Below are 16,290 nucleotides of genomic sequence, written 5' to 3'. Positions count from 1 at the left end.
TCTTACCCTGATACTGCGCTGTATATCTTTATTGATTTTTGTCAAATATTTTTTTGTCGATTTTATAAACACTTACGGTTTTCCCAGAAAGTGTATAAATGTGATTTTCATCCGAAATAAATTCTGAAATTTTCTTTCCTTCTTTGTCATACAGGTAAAAGCTGAATTGATAGGCATGCGTTTTAAGATTGTATGCGTCAATCACAGAAGCCTCATTCCAAACGTCTTTAGGTTCATACTGCCCAATGAGTTGCGAATTCACATAAAGATATTCTCCATAAGTTGCAGCTGTCTTATTGACAATTCTAGCTGGAGATGCAAGTTTACTTGCTTCGAGAGAATTGATATAGGCAACTTTGATATTAGCGCGTGAGGTCGTGTCAATAGTGTGTGCTACGTACTTTTCATTAAGCTCACCGTCAGAAATGAGATATTCATTTCGATACGTATAAACATATATTAGTTTGTCCAATATGCTGTTGTATAGCAACTTTCCATCTGTATCGAAAATGCCATCGATTTGTTTATCGAGAAGATTGCGATTAAAGTTTACGGAAACTGTATCGATATTTTTAATCAGACCAATCATATTTTCGTTATTATCACTACTAACCGCACGTATCGCAACAGTATTAGAATCGATAGGGACAAATGAATTGAAATAGGATTTTTTATCAATCCAGATTTCCGCATTCCAGTCGTTGACCAATCCCCTATAAACAAAAGCTTCAGTACCATCACTTAAATAGAAATAGGGGTATTTTACGTTAACCTGCAAAGAACGATACCTTCTGTTAGGGTCTTTCACAGTGATGAAATGGGTTTTGCTGTGGGTAAGAGTGGCATCCAATTCGATTACTTCCAAGGGGTTTAGGATATTACCAATAAAGAGACTGCCTTTTCCTATTCCTGCAATGTAGTAACGACCTTTTGATAAAGTATAATCCCGTTCAAATAGAACAGGATGATTCGGGAACCTCCGTGTGAAGTTATTGCGATGGTGAATCATATCCTCAGAGAATAGAAACAGTGTTACCATAACAGTAATGCTACAAAGTGTAGTTATTAAAATTGAAGGAAACTTTATATAGCTGCGAGATAAATTATTTTCAGCATGATTTGGATTCCAAAAAATAATTGCGATCGATGATAACAGAACGAAACAGAGATTAAAAATCAAATGCTGAGTCCATGATAATTTATCTAATATACCGCCACAGGAACAAGGAACAAACGGACTAAAATTTAAGATAATTATGATATACGCTGAAAACATGACCATTAAACTCAGTGAACAGTAAAGCGCTAAATTCCTGAATTTTTTAAAGCATAACATTACAGCAATTAAAATTTCGACAACTGGAACAATATATGATATGATTCCAGCAAAAGAACTAATAAGTGGCGATTGTGCCAATTGTGTTTGGAAATTTTCAAAATCCAGTATCTTGCTCACTGCCGCATACACAAATAATATTATATAAAGCAAGCAGATTATCTCGACTACAGTGTTTTTAAAAGATACTGATGTTTTCATGTCATTAGTTTTAATCTTTACAGTGTTTTACAATCTGACTTGAAGATATGCCAAACCAGCTTGACATATGCAGGTTATTAATGTGCAATTATCACTGTGTAAGTGTTTTACAAAGCGAAATTAAAACAATAAAATAGAAGGATTGTTGACAAAAACGATCCAAAATTTGCAAAAAACGATCCATTTTGCATTGTATAGAAAAAATTAAAAACAAAAAAGCCTGCATAAGCCAACTCATAGTACAAGTATCCTATTTATCTCTTTCGTTCCAGTCTTTGAATGTCATTCTTTAATTCCATAAACATTTCTTCAATACTGCCGGGAATAATGGTAGCCCTCTTCTTGTCTTTTTTGCCCAGATTACATTTGAATTCCCAAATCTGTTCAATCTCCGATGTTTTAACCTCATAGGGACTATAGAAAGGTTCGTCAGATTCGACTACCAGTAAGTTTTTCTTGTTTTTATTCAATCTTTTGTAGACAATTCCATCATTTTTAGTCATGATAATATACGTCTTGCCGCCAACTACTTCGCCAAGTCTTTCTATATATTTGGCAATAATAACATCACCGTCTTCATGTGGAGGCATAGAATCCCCATCAACTGTAAACCCCCTATGAATACCGGGGCCTAAAAATGGCAGCGAAATACGCGGCAGGCTTTCGATATATTCCGGATCTGAATATCCATTCATATACCCCGCCTTAGCTTTTTGAGTTACAATTTCTATAAAACTTTCACCATCATTAGTCACTATCACTGGTAATAGAACCCTGTTATCCTCAAGCTTGACCAAATCATCAATTTTGACTTTCCTTACGTCAACACATAGCAGGATGTCAATGCTGACCTGGTAATATTTTGATATTCTTTTCAATATTTCATAGGGGGCTTCTGAAGTCCCGTCTTCATATTTTGCATACCTCCCACGTGTTATTAGGAGGCTTATAGCGACTTTTTCCTGCGAAATTTTCTTTTTTAGCCTTAGGCTTCTGATGTTGTCGGAAAATAAAGACATGTGGTTTTTGTTACAATTTGTATCAGCAAATATAATTTATTTGTTACAATCTGTACTAATTTTGTTTGGTACAAAAATGAAGGTTATGGGAAGGGCAATTGTGCACATGGATCTGGACACATTTTTTGTGTCCTGCGAGAGGCTTACTGATTCAAGATTGAATGGTATTCCGCTGATTATTGGCGGAGGAGAAAGGGGTGTCGTTGCTTCATGCTCTTATGAAGCTAGAACTTTCGGCGTACGCTCAGCGATGCCAATTAAAATGGCGCTGCGTTTATGTCCGCAGGCAAAAGTGATGAAAGGTGACATGGAATTATATTCGCGGTTATCACATGCAGTTACCGAGGTTATAGAAGAAAAAGCCCCGGTCATGGAGAAAGCCAGTATCGATGAATTTTATCTCGATATAACGGGTATGGATAAATTCTACGGTTCATACGTTTGGACTAACGAGCTGGCTCAGTCCGTTACAAAAGAAACGGGCTTGCCGATTAGCTTTGCATTATCGGTCAATAAAACTGTATCCAAAATTGCAACCGGAGAAGGTAAGCCTAAAGGTAATCTTGAAATTCCTGAAGATATGGTAAAACCTTTTCTTAATCCATTATCTATTAGAAAAATACCGATGGTAGGTGATGCCACTTTTCAATTGTTATCACGTATAGGCGTCAGAAATATCCAGACACTTTCTGAAATGCCGGCTGAGGTACTACAGCAGATGATTGGTAAGAACGGAATCGAGTTATGGAAAAAAGCTAACGGTATCGACAACAATCCAGTTGAACCGTATACGGAGCGTAAATCAATTTCTACAGAGCATACTTTTTTGCAGGATACAATAGATCTCGACAAACTCAAAAGAGTACTTCAGGGTATGGTGGAAAAATTGGCTTTTCAGCTTCGTTCTGAAGGCTGGCTTACCTCAACGGTGGTCATTAAAATACGCTATGCAAATTTCGATACTGAAACCAAACAATGCAGAGTTCAGTACACTTCTGCAGATCATATACTGATGAAGAATGTAACAGACCTTTTCAACAAACTTTACCAACGCAGGATGCGCCTTCGACTTATTGGTATTCGTTTCAGCGGTCTGGTGAGAGGTACTTATCAGATCAATATGTTTGAAGACACCGAAGAAATGCTTTCGTTGTACCAGGCAATGGACAGAATGAAAACCCGATATGGTTTTGATGCAGTAATGCGTGGAGGCGGCGCAACATTCAAGCCCAATAATAAAAATGAAATATTAAAAAGAAAAAAATAAGTCATGTACCTCAATTGCCATTCATTTCATAGCCTTCGCTACGGCACTATACCGGTTGACGAATTGGTACAGCTGGGGGTTCTATGCAAAGCAGAATCTATGGTACTTACTGACATCAATACGGTAACAGGCATTTACGATTTTATTAAATTATGTCAAGCTGCATCTATAAAGCCCCTCATAGGAATTGAATTTCGCTGCCAGCATACATTACGATATATTGGTCTTGCCTTAAATCGCGAAGGTTTAGGAGAAATGAACCGATTTTTGACAAAGCATAATTTTGAAGATTTACTGCTTCCAGTCATTGCGCCGGCTTTCGAGAATGTTATCGTAATTTATCCTTTAAGCAATGCCCCGGCAAATCTACAACAAAACGAATACATCGGGATAAAGCCTGATGAACTTCTTCTATTATATAAAGAAAAATGGAAAAACAGGTTAGATAAAATGATGATACTTCATCCTGTTACAATTAGGAATAAAAAAGAATATAACCTTCATAAAATATTACGTGCTGTCGATCTAAACGTGATAGGGTCAAAATTAACTACGGAGGATTATTGTAATGATTCAGAAACAATGCTGCCCCTCTCAGAATTATTGGAAAAATATACGCTCTATCCTACTATTATTCATAATACCCAAAACATAATTGAAAGGTGCAATTTTGAATATGAATTCGGAATCCCGCGCAATAAAAAATATTTCACCAACAGCCGCGATGAGGATATGCAACGGTTGAGAGAACTAGCCCAGGAAGGAATGATCAAAAAATATGGTACTAATAATATTATTGCAAAACAGCGTGTTGACAAAGAGCTAAAAGTCATTGAAGAATTGGAGTTCAGTGGTTATTTTCTCATAACATGGGATATTATTAGGTATAGTATCAGTATGGGCTTTTTACACATAGGAAGGGGCAGCGGAGCTAACAGCATTATCGCCTATTGTCTAGGCATTACTGATATCTGTCCTATCGAACTGGATTTGTATTTTGAGCGCTTTCTAAATGTAAACCGAAAAAGCCCGCCAGATTTCGACATTGACTGGTCATGGAAAGAACGTGATATAATATTAGAATATATCTTCAACCGTTACGGAGTCGAGCACGTTGCTTTCTGCGGCACCAATGTTGAGTTTAAATATCGGTCAATATTCAGAGAAGTTGGAAAAGTATTTGGACTGCCAAAAGAGGAACTTGATGCCCTTGCTAAAAACCCGCTGGAACTACACGATAATAATAAGGTGGTGAGGATGGTTCAGGAATACGGAATGATGCTTGAAAAGTATCCCAATCAGAGAAGTATGCATTCATGTGGAATACTGATTTCTGAAGAACCTATTACAAATTTTACAGTGCTGGAAATGCCACCAAAAGGATTTCCAATCGCACTGTTCGATATGCATGTTGCTGAAGATATTGGTTTTGAAAAATTCGATATTTTGAGCCAGCGCGGAATAGGGCATATTGATGATAGTGTCAAGCTGATACTTAAGAACCGTGGCATCAATGTCGATATTAGGGATACTTCGCTTTCTAAAAATGAGGTTTTGTGCAATCAATATTTAGGTCGTGGTAAAACTATCGGCTGTTTTTATATTGAAAGTCCCGCAATGCGCGGGCTTCTCCGAAGACTACAATGTAATAACTACAAGATCCTTGTGGCCGCATCGTCCATTATCCGTCCTGGCGTTGCCCAAAGTGGAATGATGAAGGAATATATTTTCAGGCATAACAACCCGACACAATTTGAGTACTTCCATGAAGTATTTAAGGAGCAACTCGGTGAGACGTATGGCATAATGGTTTACCAAGAAGACGTAATAAAGATAGCCCTTCATTATGGAGGACTTCCTGCTGCAGATGGGGATATATTGCGCAGGGCAATGAGCGGAAAAGGGAGGTCAAAATCCGCCCTTCAGAAAGTAAAAGATAACTTTTTTGAATGCTGTGAGCGTCAAGGCCATCCTTTGGAACTTAGTCAGGAAATTTATCGCCAGATCGAATCGTTTGCCGGATATTCTTTCTGTAAGGCACACTCAGCATCTTATGCAGTTGAAAGCTATCAGAGCTTATATCTTAAAGTACATTATCCAATTGAATTTATGGTTGCGGTTATTAATAACCAAGGAGGTTTTTACAGAACTGAAGTATATGTGCATGAAGCCCGGATGTCAGGTGCCGTAATACATAATCCATGTGTAAATAAAAGCGAATATGAAACTACACTTTATGGTATCGACGTCTACCTTGGGTTTATGCATCTTGAAGGATTGGAAACCAAAGTAGCAGAGCACATAGTTAACGAGCGTCAATTAAATGGAGAATATAAATCACTGGAAGATTTTATAAATAGAATACCGATTGGCATCGAAGGAATCCAAATATTAATATTTATCGGAGCATTCCGTTTCACAGGAAAAACAAAGAACCAGTTATTAGTCATTGCAAGGCTGATAATGGTTAATTTCAAACCTGAAAATCGCAGTTTGATGCTTCTTCAGGAACCAGTAAAGGAATACAACCTCCCGGTTTTGGAGCGTTCAAGATTTGAAGATGCTTTCGATGAAATTGAATTATTAAGCTTTCCTGTTTCGTGCACGCCTTTCGATCTGCTACAAACAAAATTTCGAGGCGATGTAATGGCAAAAGACTTATTACAACATCACAAAAAAACGGTAAAAATGCTGGCTTATTTGATCTCTCGAAAGCACGTTCCTACAAAGATGGGCGCAATGTTTTTTGGAACATGGATAGATGTAGAGGGAGAACTGTTTGATACGGCTCATTTTACTGGCAGCCTTAAAGAATATCCCTTTGAAGGAGGAGGATGTTATCTGCTGCTAGGAAATGTGGAGGTCGATTATCACTTTCCTACGATAACAGTAACCAAGATGGCTAAAATGCCTTTTATACCAGATCCAAGGTATTCTGAAAGTAGCGAAAAACAATACGATGCACATAGAAATATCCGCGAGGATATAAGCATGACCCAGAGAGCGCCATACCCTCAGGAGCATGAGATAGGTCTGCCACGACATAAAATGGGAAGTGCCTGAAGATGATCAGTAAAGAAACCACGTAAAAATACTTGTTTTCACTTTTTGAGGTTTTTCCGTAAGGATATAGAAAAAATATTTTGTATGTTCGCTTCGGAAAAGTCTTACCTACTAAAAGCTAATTAGCTGTTTCATATCCACGCCAAGCGCTTCAGCAAGATGTGTGAGATAGATTAGGGACGGACTAATCCTGCCGTTTTCAATACGGCTGATATAGGAGATATCCAAATCGCTGTCAATAGCAAGCTGGGCTTGAGTAAAGCCTTTGTCTTCGCGAATTTTCTTAAGGTTGGCTCCAAAATTTTGTAAATATTCTTTGTCTTTGTCCCTCACAGGACAAAATTCAGAGTTCTAATAATAAATACTATAGGACGTACGTCCAAGTTAGGGATAAAGTGAGAAATAATAATCTTTTAGAAATTTACAAGCTTATTAAGATAGCCTTTTGCGTTTTTCTTTATACAGCACAAGCTTCTGGTCAATCTGTACCCAAGACAGATTTGCCCGTAATTCAACCAACTCTTCCAACTCTTATTTCACCGAGTATGGATAATTTTATTATACCTACGTCAAATTATTCAACATCATCTGGTAATACGTATCAGCAACAGCAGAATAAGCGTATCATGAACGAAGTAGATCAGCATGAAAAGCTTCGTCAAGAGACTTTGTACAGTATGAAATCTGACATAGATGAGCTACGATCTGAAATTCATTACGATTTACCATCTAAATCAAACATAGAGGGTACATCCGCATATAAGATTCTTTTTGATAAGATGCTTACGCTGGACGTAAATAATTTTTCCGTAAAAGGTGTAAATTTTGATATTGAAAATGCCTATTTCAACAACAAAGCAGATAAGTCCCAATTTGACCAAATTATACATCATACTGGAGAATTTCTGACTGCTAAAATGAAAGAATTAAAATATGACCAAAATAGCAATTCAGCAAAAAACTATATACTGTTTCAGTTTTTTTCGGAAGAAATGAAATTAGGGAAACAAACGCATTTGCCTTTCAAATACGATTTTGAAGATTATATGGGTGTTAAAGATTATTCAAAGATGTTTGTGTCCAAACTCATTTCCACAGGTTCTGGACAGTGTCATTCATTGCCTCTATTATACCTTATTCTTGCAGAAGAAATTGGTGCGGAAGCTTATTTGTCTCTATCACCGAATCATTCATATATACGCTTTCCTGATGATCGCGGAAAATGGTATAACATTGAATTGACCAACGGAATGTTTTCAACAGAATCTTATATCTCTCAATCTGGTTATATCAAGTCGGAAGCCCTACAGAATAAGATTTATATGGAAAATTTATCAAAAAAGGAGCTACTATCAAAACACTTTTCAGATTTAGCAGAAGGCTATATTCATAAATTCGGGTATGATGAATTTGCTCAAAGCGTTATCGACAAGGCACTGGAATTGTATCCTAATAGCATATCAGCAAATATGATTAATGCAAATCTTGCTACTGTACGCGTGAAATATGTAGTGCAGCAATTAGGAATAAATATTTCTGATGCTAAGGAACGTGAAAGGATTCTCAATTATCCTAAAGCAGTGGAACTTCTTAAAGAAATGCAAAAGCAATATGCAGTTATTGATAATTTAGGATACGAAAACATGCCACCGGAAGAATATCAGAAGTGGCTTCAATCCATGAAGGGTGAAAAACAAAGGGAAGAAAACAAGGCTATTGAAAAACAATTTAAGGGTGCAATAATTAAGTCAACAAAACAATTAAAGAATTAATGAAAATAAATTTAGTAATAATATTTTATTTGATATTTTCTGTTTCTGTAAAAGCACAGAGTCAGGAGACGCTTTATATGGACAGTTTTATTACTCTCAATAGTATGCTGGTCGATGGTAGTAAATATAATTTTAAACAGGCAGTGCTATCAGTCGAAAATGCCTATTTGAATGGTACATTGGATATAGCTAAAGTTGACAAAGAAATCCGCACCCTTACTGTCTTGTGCAACTCTCTCGTAGAAAATAGGTTTTTAGCATACGTAGAAAATGATAAAAAAGACGTAAATAAATGGGCTGCTGCTTATCAGGTCATGTGTGATAGTATTCCAATTATTATAAATAATAAGGAGTATAATTACATTCCATTCAAATACGATTTTAACGATGTATTTGGCAATGAAGAAATATCTAACATGTTTGTTTCAAAGCTACTTAATAGCCGAAAAGGGAATTGCCATTCATTACCTTATTTATATAAGATTTTGTGCGAGGAACAGGGAACGACGGCGCAACTTGCTTTAGCTCCTAACCATGTGTATATAAAGCACCAAAATAAAAAAAATGGATGGTATAATACGGAACTGACAAGCGGGATTTTTCCAAATGATTCATGGCTCATGGCGTCGGGTTTCATACATCTAGATGCTATAAGAAATGGCGTGTATATGAAAGCACTAAACAATAATGAGAGTATTGCTCTTCTCATTATTGATTTAGCTAACGCTTATCAAAAATCCTTTCCTGAAAATGACGGAGTGTTCCTGATGAAATGTGCCGATGCTGCCGTAGCTGCTTATCCAAATTTTGCTACTGCTTTAATACTAAAGGCAGAGCTCCATAAAAAACGAGTAGAAAATGAGGCAGACGCCCAAAAGGCAAATGCAGATTTTAAGTTATTGGAAATAGAGTACGCTCACATCCATGAGATAGGCTACCGCTTTATGCCGGAAGAAATGTATTTGAACTGGCTCAGTTCATTAAAAACTGAAAGGGATAAGTACGAAAACAAAAAATTGAATACCTTTAACAAGCAATAAACCAACACAATGAGAAAACTCTATTATTTAATTTTTCTCCTTTTGGCAGTGGGAACAATGTCTGCCCAAGAGAAGCTCTCAAAAGAAGAACAAGCCCGAAGGCAAAAGAATATTGATGCAGCAAATCCCTTTAAGCAATTCGGGTATAAAGCTAAAGTGGCTACATTGAGCAAAGGCAAATATCTAGAAGTCCATGACCTTGACAGTATCGTTACAATTGGTTCGATTCGTTTTCATGTAGATAAAAAAGAAATTGTAGGCAATGCTGCACCAGATACAATAAACGGGATATATGCAAGACCTACAGGCGATATGCCAAGCAGATGGCTTTCTCCTGACCCATTAAGTGAGGAGTTTACAAATTGGTCTCCATACTCCTTTGTTTTTAATAATCCACTAAGATTCAACGATCCAACAGGAATGGCTCCGGATGAAGTCATTATAACGGGTACGCAAAGCCAGGCGGCCTTGCAAGAATTACAAAATTCAGTGCAAGGACAATTAACATTATCGATGAATTCCGCCGGCAAAGTTAGTTACACCCAAACTGGTACCGGCCCGCTTACAGCAGGTGCAGCACAATTAGTAAATGCTGTAGATAGTCAATCTATTACAGTAAATGTCGTAGCAGAAAACACTAAAACAACATCAACAGGAAACCTGTATATTGGTGGAGCTTTCATGGGCAATACGGTAACTGCTGGTGATCCTTTATTAGGAGGCGGAAATACAGTTAGTACGCAACAGGAAATCAACCCTGGCGTTCTATCTAGCGCCGACAATTATTTTGGAACATCTGGATCACTTACACTCCACGAGGTCACTGAATCTTATCAGGGTGCATTGATTACACAAGCTTCTGGAACTTCTGTTGGTCCAGCGACGAATGCTGACGCAGCTAATCCAAGCAGTGTATATATGCGGGCACATAACGCCGCAACTCCACAAAATATGGCAGTTAATCAAAATGTTTATGATGCGCAAGGTAATCAACTTCAATCTCCATTTACAGGAGCTACTCGGGTTGATTATACTGTTCAACAAGGCACAAGAGCTCCACAAACTATAATGACTTATCCATAAACTATGAAAACATATTTTCGCTTTTTCTCAATATTAATCCTCGTGACTTTTTGTTATCTCGCATCATGCGCTCAAAAAATTAGTTCTAAGAAATCCGATCAATTCACAACTACTGCCAAATCGGACTCCATTTTTACAGTTCGCAAGATTGATTCAATTAACAATTACTATCTTATTTATGCTAAAAGGGATAACAGATGGTTTAAGATTGTCTCAAAAAAGGAAAGTGCTATGCGTAATAATAGAATTAAAATTAATACTGATTATAAATTTTCGCTTCACTCAATTTGGAACGAAAAAATTATGATAGGCGGTATAAACGTTTCACCATCGCAAACTCCTCATGTTACTTGTTTGGGTTTTGACGAGAAAACAACGATTTGTATTGAAAGAGACTCTATTAACGATTTGTTTAGCTCTAAAAATCTTAAAGGATTAAATTATATAAAAATATAATTGATGAAAATCTTTTCTATTTTATTTTTAGTTGCCATTAATAATTTGTCTGCACAGACAAACTCTAGCGATATTCAGATTACTTCATCGGAGTTATTCAAAGTGAGAGTCGATCGATTTCTTTACGAATATAGTGGCAGTTTTTTTGAAGATGGAAAAATACCGAATTTTACCAGTAGCCGCAATTTGAATTTAAAGACTATTTTGGTAAACACCGAAACAAAAAAAGAAATGGATTTGCCAAATGAACATGTTGCGGACACTTTACACTTAAATCCACAACTTATTCTTCTAAATCTAGAAAAAAAGACTATTTCAATAAAAGGTACTGTGTCTGGAGGTTGGACTGGAGGTAAAAGTGATGTTCATATTTATATAGGTCAACGAAATGACACGATACAGCACATAAAATTAGTTCCAACATTGGAAGCAAATATTATTTACAATGGTAAAGAATTAACTGAAACAGTTATTGTGGACACGATTCCAGCATTCAATTTAAAAAATTTCATTCATGTGAATTCTGAAAATGCCTATGAGGATCATCCTCGAAGAGCATTTGAAATCATAGCCGCCATTGATAAAACCTCTATTCTCGCAATTGGACAAAATGATTGTTTTGCTGAAATTTTTGAAATCGGCAAACTCCTAGAATATTATATCTTACCGGAAAAGGGTAAAAAAAAGAAAAAATAAGATAGTTGTCAAATGGTGGTACTGTAAGTTTTTATCAGCAATCCAGAACGTATAAAAATTAACGCATGAAAAAATTACTTTTGATTTTGGTTTTTTTGCTTGGTCAAGTGGCATCGGCACAAGATTCCAAAAGAGCCTGTAATTTTATTATTGCAGTGGATGAAGATATAGCATTGGCACTAGCGAATAGTACAATTATCTTAAGCCAAGGAAATAATAATCTAAGAACTATTCACTTCAATTATTATCCTGGCAATTTGTCCATGAATCAAACAGATTACGATGAAATCATGCAGTTTAAAGGGACAATCCTCTTAAAATTTGACTACTACGAATATTTGAAAGGTCAACAGAAAGTTATGAATTATGAAATTGAGATGGGGAAAATTTGGTTTGAACAACCATACCTTATCTTAAATATTTATAACACCAATAAGAAAAAATACAGAAAACTGGAATCATTAAAAGGCAAGGAATATACTTTTGAGTTGAAGTACTCCACAGGACAAATGCTACGAGTTAGGAAAAAATAGCTATTTGGCAATAGTGGTATCTGCTAACTACTATTTTTGGTTATCGTAAGACTTAATTGAATATTCACATGAAATTACTTTGGAAAGAAATCTGCGCGATAATATCAACTCTGATATTTGTTACATGCAACTTGCGCAGTTTTCTATGACAACTAAAATATTTAAATGACTTGTAAGAATATATTTTTACAGATAATGTATTTAAGTACTTATTATACCAATCCAAAATCTGGAAAATTTACCTAAATAAATTTAACGCTTAAACCGGACATCGACTGCCAAAGAATTACTCTGTCTACCGCTTTTTTACAATTGAAATAAATGCTTCCGAGCTTCGCATCACTTAACAAGCTAAGCGAGGTAAATGATGAAGGATAATACAACAGATGAAATAAGTCCAGAAAAAGCAAAACTGCTTTTAGGTGAAGATGGGATAGATGTTACTATTGAGGAAGCCAAAATTATATTAGATTTTCTTTATTTAATGAGTGAAATAGTTGTTGATCAATATTTAAATCCGAATGATTCTTTGTAATTTTGTAGATATAATATTGTTAAATAGATGTTTAGCTTACGAGTTTAGCAGACTTAAATTTTGGAATGATGAAAATAGCAGATTTATATATCAGGGTAAGTACCGATGAGCAGGCGGATAAAGGTTATTCACAACGAGACCAAGAAGAGCGTTTACGTAAATATTGTGAAATTAATAATTTACAAGTACGTAAAGTAGTCTACGAAGATCATTCGGCTAAGACTTTTAAAAGACCTTCGTGGAATACATTACTGCTAGAATTACGAAAACATAAGGGAAAATCTGACCTGATACTATTTACGAAATGGGACAGATTTAGCAGAAATGCGGGCGACGCTTACCAAATGATAAGTACGTTGCGCAGGCTGGGTGTTGAACCGCAAGCTGTTGAACAGCCTTTAGATCTTTCCATACCTGAAAACAAAATGATGCTCGCATTTTACCTCGCTGCTCCGGAAGTGGAAAACGACCGTAGAGCATTAAATGTTTTCCATGGAATGCGTAGGGCTAAAAAGGAAGGCCGATACATGGGATTGGCGCCATTAGGATATACTAATAAGGTTTCAGAAGATGGCAAAAAATATATTGCCATTAAAGAAGATGAAGCCAAAATTATGAAATGGGCATTTACAGAGCTTGGCCGTGGAAACTTAAATACGGAACAGATATGGAAAACTGTGAGAGAAAAAGGCTTAAAATCTAGCAAGAGTAATTTTTGGCATACAATTCGAAATCCAATGTATTGTGGTAAAATATTTATTCCAAAACATAAAGATGAAGAAAGCTATATGGCGCCTGGTCAGCATGAACCTTTGATATCTGAAGAACTATATTACGATGTTCAGGATATTTTAGACGGCCGAAAAAAAATAATGAGAACTAAAATATTTGTAGATAGCCACCTGCCTCTAAGAGGGTTCTTACTTTGTCCTGAGTGTGGAAAATTATTAACAGGAAGTGCCTCAAAAGGGCGTAACCAATATTATCGTTATTATCATTGTACATCATCGTGCGGAGTAAGGTTTAAAGCTGAATTAGTAAACGAAACTATTGTTGATGAAATTAAAAGGTATGTCAGACCCTTACCAGCATTGAGATTGTATAGAGATACAATTTCATCGGTCTTTAAAAGTAGAATGCAAGGACAAAACTCACGAGTTCTAGAATTAAAAGCACAGTTGGAAGATGCAAATAATCGTTTATCCAAAGCACGTGATTTGCTTCTTTCCGGAGATATCGAAGCCGATGACTATCGGACAATAAAAGCTGATATAGATAAAAGAATCCTTAGAAGTGAGGCTGAATTAACCGGTAAGTTAGTCCCAGTTGTCAATGTAGAGCCGCTTCTGGAACTGGCAAGTTCAAATATTTCTCACCTTGATAATTTATACCAAAATGGTAATGTTATACAGCAAAGAAAAATAATTGGTTCGATGTTCCCAGAAAAATTGATATATGACGGATTTAACTTTCGAACCACCCGTGTCAATGAAGCTTTATCTCTTATGATATTGATAAACAAGAAGTTATGTTCTAAAAAAAAAGGGACAAGTCAATCATTTGATGACTTGTCCCAAGAGGTGCGGGTGATAGGACTCGAACCTACACGCCGTGAAGCACCAGATCCTAAGTCTGGCATGTCTACCAATTTCACCACACCCGCAGGACTAAAACAACGTATTGTTTCATTAGGAGGTGCAAATATACTAATATCTTCCAATTCACAAACTATTTTATCAAAAAAAATTAAATCATTTTTTTTGTATTTTTGACCTACACATAAATAACGCATGAATACCATGAATAATATTGCTGCTTACATACAAGAAAACAAAGAAAGATTCATCAATGAATTAGTCGAATTATTAAAAATCCCTTCTGTTAGTGCTGACTCTGCTTATGCTCAAGATGTGATTGATACTGCTAATGCGGTAAAAAAGAGCCTTGAAAAAGCGGGTTGTGATTTCGTTGAAATTTGCGAAACACCTGGTTATCCAATTGTATATGGAGAAAAAATGATCGATCCTAAATTACCTACTGTATTGGTATACGGTCACTATGATGTGCAACCAGCTGATCCATTAGAGTTATGGGAAAGTGGTCCATTTGAACCAATTATTAAGAAAACTGAAATTCACCCAGAAGGTGCCATCTTTGCTCGTGGAGCTTGTGATGATAAAGGACAAATGTATATGCACGTAAAGGCATTAGAATACATGGTTCAAAATAATGAGTTGCCTTGTAATGTGAAATTCATGATTGAAGGTGAAGAAGAAGTAGGATCTGTTAGTTTAGGATGGTTCGTAGAACGCAACCAGGAAAAACTAAAAAATGATGTAATCTTGATTTCAGATACTGGAATGATTAGCAATACGCAGCCTTCTATTACTACTGGATTACGTGGATTGAGTTATGTAGAAGTTGAAGTAACTGGTCCAAACCGTGATTTACATTCTGGTTTATATGGTGGCGCAGTAGCAAACCCGATCAATATATTAGCAAAAATGATTGCTTCATTACATGATGAAAACAATCATATTACAATTCCTGGTTTTTATGATAACGTAGAAGAATTATCTGCTGCAGAAAGAGCAGAAATGGCTAAAGCACCTTTCTCTTTGGATAAATACAAAAAAGCATTGGATATTGAGGATGTATATGGTGAAGCAGGTTATGTAACAAACGAAAGAAACTCTATCCGTCCTACATTAGATGTAAACGGAATTTGGGGAGGTTATACTGGTGAAGGTGCAAAAACAGTAATTGCTAGCAAAGCTTTTGCTAAAATCTCTATGCGTTTAGTTCCTAATCAGGATTGGAAAGTAATTACAGAACTATTTACTAAACACTTTGAAAGCATTGCTCCAAAAGGAGTACGTGTAGTGGTAAAACCACATCATGGTGGTCAAGGTTATGTTACGCCTATTGATAGCATTGGATATCAAGCTGCCAGTAAAGCATACCAAGATACTTTTGGTGTACCTGCAATTCCTGTTCGTTCTGGAGGTAGTATTCCAATCGTAGCATTATTTGAAAAAGAATTAAAAAGCAAAACCATATTAATGGGATTTGGTTTAGACAGCGATGCTATTCATTCGCCTAACGAACATTTTGGTATATTCAATTACCTTAAAGGAATCGAAACTATTCCATTATTCTACAAATATTTCACTGAGCTTCATAAAGGCTAAACAGTAGCAAATGCATAACATTTAATCTAATCCACTCATAATGAGTGGATTTTTTTTGTTAAAAACTTGCAGAATTAATTTTTTATTCTACATTTGTA

At 36.0% G+C, this 16,290-nt stretch carries 13 protein-coding genes, 1 tRNA gene and 2 pseudogenes; 11 read left to right on the top strand and 5 right to left on the bottom strand.

Annotated elements, in window-relative coordinates:
- Positions 1 to 28: 28 nt before the first annotated feature.
- From P6733_RS01850 to P6733_RS01845, 3 genes and pseudogenes are all read right to left on the bottom strand, one after another.
- Positions 29 to 1,009 carry a hypothetical protein gene (locus P6733_RS01850; RefSeq protein ID WP_306349876.1) on the bottom strand — a complete coding sequence of 327 codons (981 nt, stop codon included), beginning with the start codon at positions 1,007 to 1,009 and terminating at the stop codon, positions 29 to 31.
- Positions 1,010 to 1,144: 135 nt separating this feature from the next.
- Positions 1,145 to 1,537: pseudogene (locus P6733_RS17975) on the bottom strand (MauE/DoxX family redox-associated membrane protein); the annotation flags it as partial.
- 254 nt (positions 1,538 to 1,791) lie between these two features.
- Complete coding sequence (locus P6733_RS01845; protein WP_306349875.1) at positions 1,792 to 2,556, bottom strand: XRE family transcriptional regulator; 765 nt, start codon at positions 2,554 to 2,556, stop codon at positions 1,792 to 1,794.
- Positions 2,557 to 2,641: 85 nt separating this feature from the next.
- On the opposite strand from P6733_RS01845, the gene dinB reads away from it, so the two are divergent.
- Entirely contained in the window at positions 2,642 to 3,823 is a 1,182-nt protein-coding gene (gene dinB, locus P6733_RS01840) for a DNA polymerase IV (RefSeq protein WP_306349874.1), read from the top strand.
- Between the two features lie 3 nt (positions 3,824 to 3,826).
- A complete protein-coding gene (locus P6733_RS01835; RefSeq protein WP_306349873.1) occupies positions 3,827 to 6,886 on the top strand; it encodes a DNA polymerase III subunit alpha in 3,060 nt (1,019 codons plus the stop codon).
- 111 nt (positions 6,887 to 6,997) lie between these two features.
- Here the strand turns inward: P6733_RS01835 and P6733_RS01830 are convergent, their stop codons facing one another.
- Complete coding sequence (locus tag P6733_RS01830; RefSeq protein ID WP_306349872.1) at positions 6,998 to 7,219, bottom strand: helix-turn-helix domain-containing protein; 222 nt, start codon at positions 7,217 to 7,219, stop codon at positions 6,998 to 7,000.
- Between the two features lie 62 nt (positions 7,220 to 7,281).
- Here P6733_RS01830 and P6733_RS01825 point away from each other — a divergent pair, with 62 nt between their 5' ends.
- From P6733_RS01825 to P6733_RS01790, 8 genes and pseudogenes are all read left to right on the top strand, one after another.
- On the top strand, positions 7,282 to 8,658 hold the full coding sequence (locus tag P6733_RS01825; RefSeq protein ID WP_306349871.1) for a hypothetical protein: 1,377 nt from the start codon (positions 7,282 to 7,284) through the stop codon (positions 8,656 to 8,658).
- The gene (locus P6733_RS01820; protein WP_306349870.1) at positions 8,658 to 9,698 is read left to right on the top strand and encodes a hypothetical protein; all 1,041 of its coding nucleotides are present in this window, start codon (positions 8,658 to 8,660) and stop codon (positions 9,696 to 9,698) included. Before P6733_RS01825 ends, P6733_RS01820 begins: the two co-directional genes overlap by 1 nt.
- Before the next feature lie 9 nt (positions 9,699 to 9,707).
- Positions 9,708 to 10,781 (top strand): RHS repeat-associated core domain-containing protein, encoded by a 1,074-nt coding sequence (locus P6733_RS01815; RefSeq protein ID WP_306349869.1) that lies wholly within the window; start codon positions 9,708 to 9,710, stop codon positions 10,779 to 10,781.
- Between the two features lie 231 nt (positions 10,782 to 11,012).
- Complete coding sequence (locus P6733_RS01810; protein ID WP_157509857.1) at positions 11,013 to 11,237, top strand: hypothetical protein; 225 nt, start codon at positions 11,013 to 11,015, stop codon at positions 11,235 to 11,237.
- Positions 11,238 to 11,240: 3 nt separating this feature from the next.
- Positions 11,241 to 11,933, top strand: coding sequence for a hypothetical protein (locus P6733_RS01805; RefSeq protein WP_306349868.1), 693 nt, complete (start codon positions 11,241 to 11,243; stop codon positions 11,931 to 11,933).
- Positions 11,934 to 11,998: 65 nt separating this feature from the next.
- Positions 11,999 to 12,466 (top strand): hypothetical protein, encoded by a 468-nt coding sequence (locus P6733_RS01800; RefSeq protein ID WP_306349867.1) that lies wholly within the window; start codon positions 11,999 to 12,001, stop codon positions 12,464 to 12,466.
- Positions 12,467 to 12,830: 364 nt separating this feature from the next.
- A complete protein-coding gene (locus tag P6733_RS01795; RefSeq protein WP_306349866.1) occupies positions 12,831 to 13,001 on the top strand; it encodes a hypothetical protein in 171 nt (56 codons plus the stop codon).
- A 65-nt stretch (positions 13,002 to 13,066) separates the two neighbouring features.
- Positions 13,067 to 14,056 (top strand): annotated as a pseudogene (locus P6733_RS01790) (recombinase family protein); the annotation flags it as partial.
- A 526-nt stretch (positions 14,057 to 14,582) separates the two neighbouring features.
- On the opposite strand, the gene P6733_RS01785 reads toward P6733_RS01790, so the two are convergent.
- Positions 14,583 to 14,664, bottom strand: a tRNA-Leu gene (locus P6733_RS01785).
- 136 nt (positions 14,665 to 14,800) lie between these two features.
- Between P6733_RS01785 and P6733_RS01780 the strand changes: the two genes are divergently transcribed.
- Positions 14,801 to 16,192, top strand: a complete 1,392-nt coding sequence (locus tag P6733_RS01780; RefSeq protein WP_306349865.1) for a dipeptidase — start codon at positions 14,801 to 14,803, stop codon at positions 16,190 to 16,192.
- Positions 16,193 to 16,290 lie beyond the last annotated feature (98 nt).

Source organism: Flavobacterium aerium (assembly GCF_030766725.1).
GTDB classification, from domain to species: Bacteria; Bacteroidota; Bacteroidia; order Flavobacteriales; family Flavobacteriaceae; genus Flavobacterium; species Flavobacterium aerium.
The sequence above is the reverse complement of the archived record's forward strand: the minus strand, read 5'-3'. Positions and strand labels throughout refer to the sequence as shown.

Excerpts from the sequence above, each read along its gene's own strand:
- P6733_RS01845 (WP_306349875.1), bottom strand. The coding sequence starts at position 2,556 with ATGTCTTTATTTTCCGACAACATCAGAAGCCTAAGGCTAAAAAAGAAA.
- P6733_RS01835 (WP_306349873.1), top strand. The coding sequence starts at position 3,827 with ATGTACCTCAATTGCCATTCATTTCATAGCCTTCGCTACGGCACTATA.
- P6733_RS01815 (WP_306349869.1), top strand. The coding sequence starts at position 9,708 with ATGAGAAAACTCTATTATTTAATTTTTCTCCTTTTGGCAGTGGGAACA.
- P6733_RS01780 (WP_306349865.1), top strand. The coding sequence starts at position 14,801 with ATGAATAATATTGCTGCTTACATACAAGAAAACAAAGAAAGATTCATC.
- P6733_RS01850 (WP_306349876.1), bottom strand. The coding sequence starts at position 1,009 with ATGATTCACCATCGCAATAACTTCACACGGAGGTTCCCGAATCATCCT.
- P6733_RS01810 (WP_157509857.1), top strand. The coding sequence starts at position 11,013 with ATGCGTAATAATAGAATTAAAATTAATACTGATTATAAATTTTCGCTT.
- P6733_RS01805 (WP_306349868.1), top strand. The coding sequence starts at position 11,241 with ATGAAAATCTTTTCTATTTTATTTTTAGTTGCCATTAATAATTTGTCT.
- P6733_RS01820 (WP_306349870.1), top strand. The coding sequence starts at position 8,658 with ATGAAAATAAATTTAGTAATAATATTTTATTTGATATTTTCTGTTTCT.
- dinB (WP_306349874.1), top strand. The coding sequence starts at position 2,642 with ATGGGAAGGGCAATTGTGCACATGGATCTGGACACATTTTTTGTGTCC.
- P6733_RS01800 (WP_306349867.1), top strand. The coding sequence starts at position 11,999 with ATGAAAAAATTACTTTTGATTTTGGTTTTTTTGCTTGGTCAAGTGGCA.
- P6733_RS01795 (WP_306349866.1), top strand. The coding sequence starts at position 12,831 with ATGATGAAGGATAATACAACAGATGAAATAAGTCCAGAAAAAGCAAAA.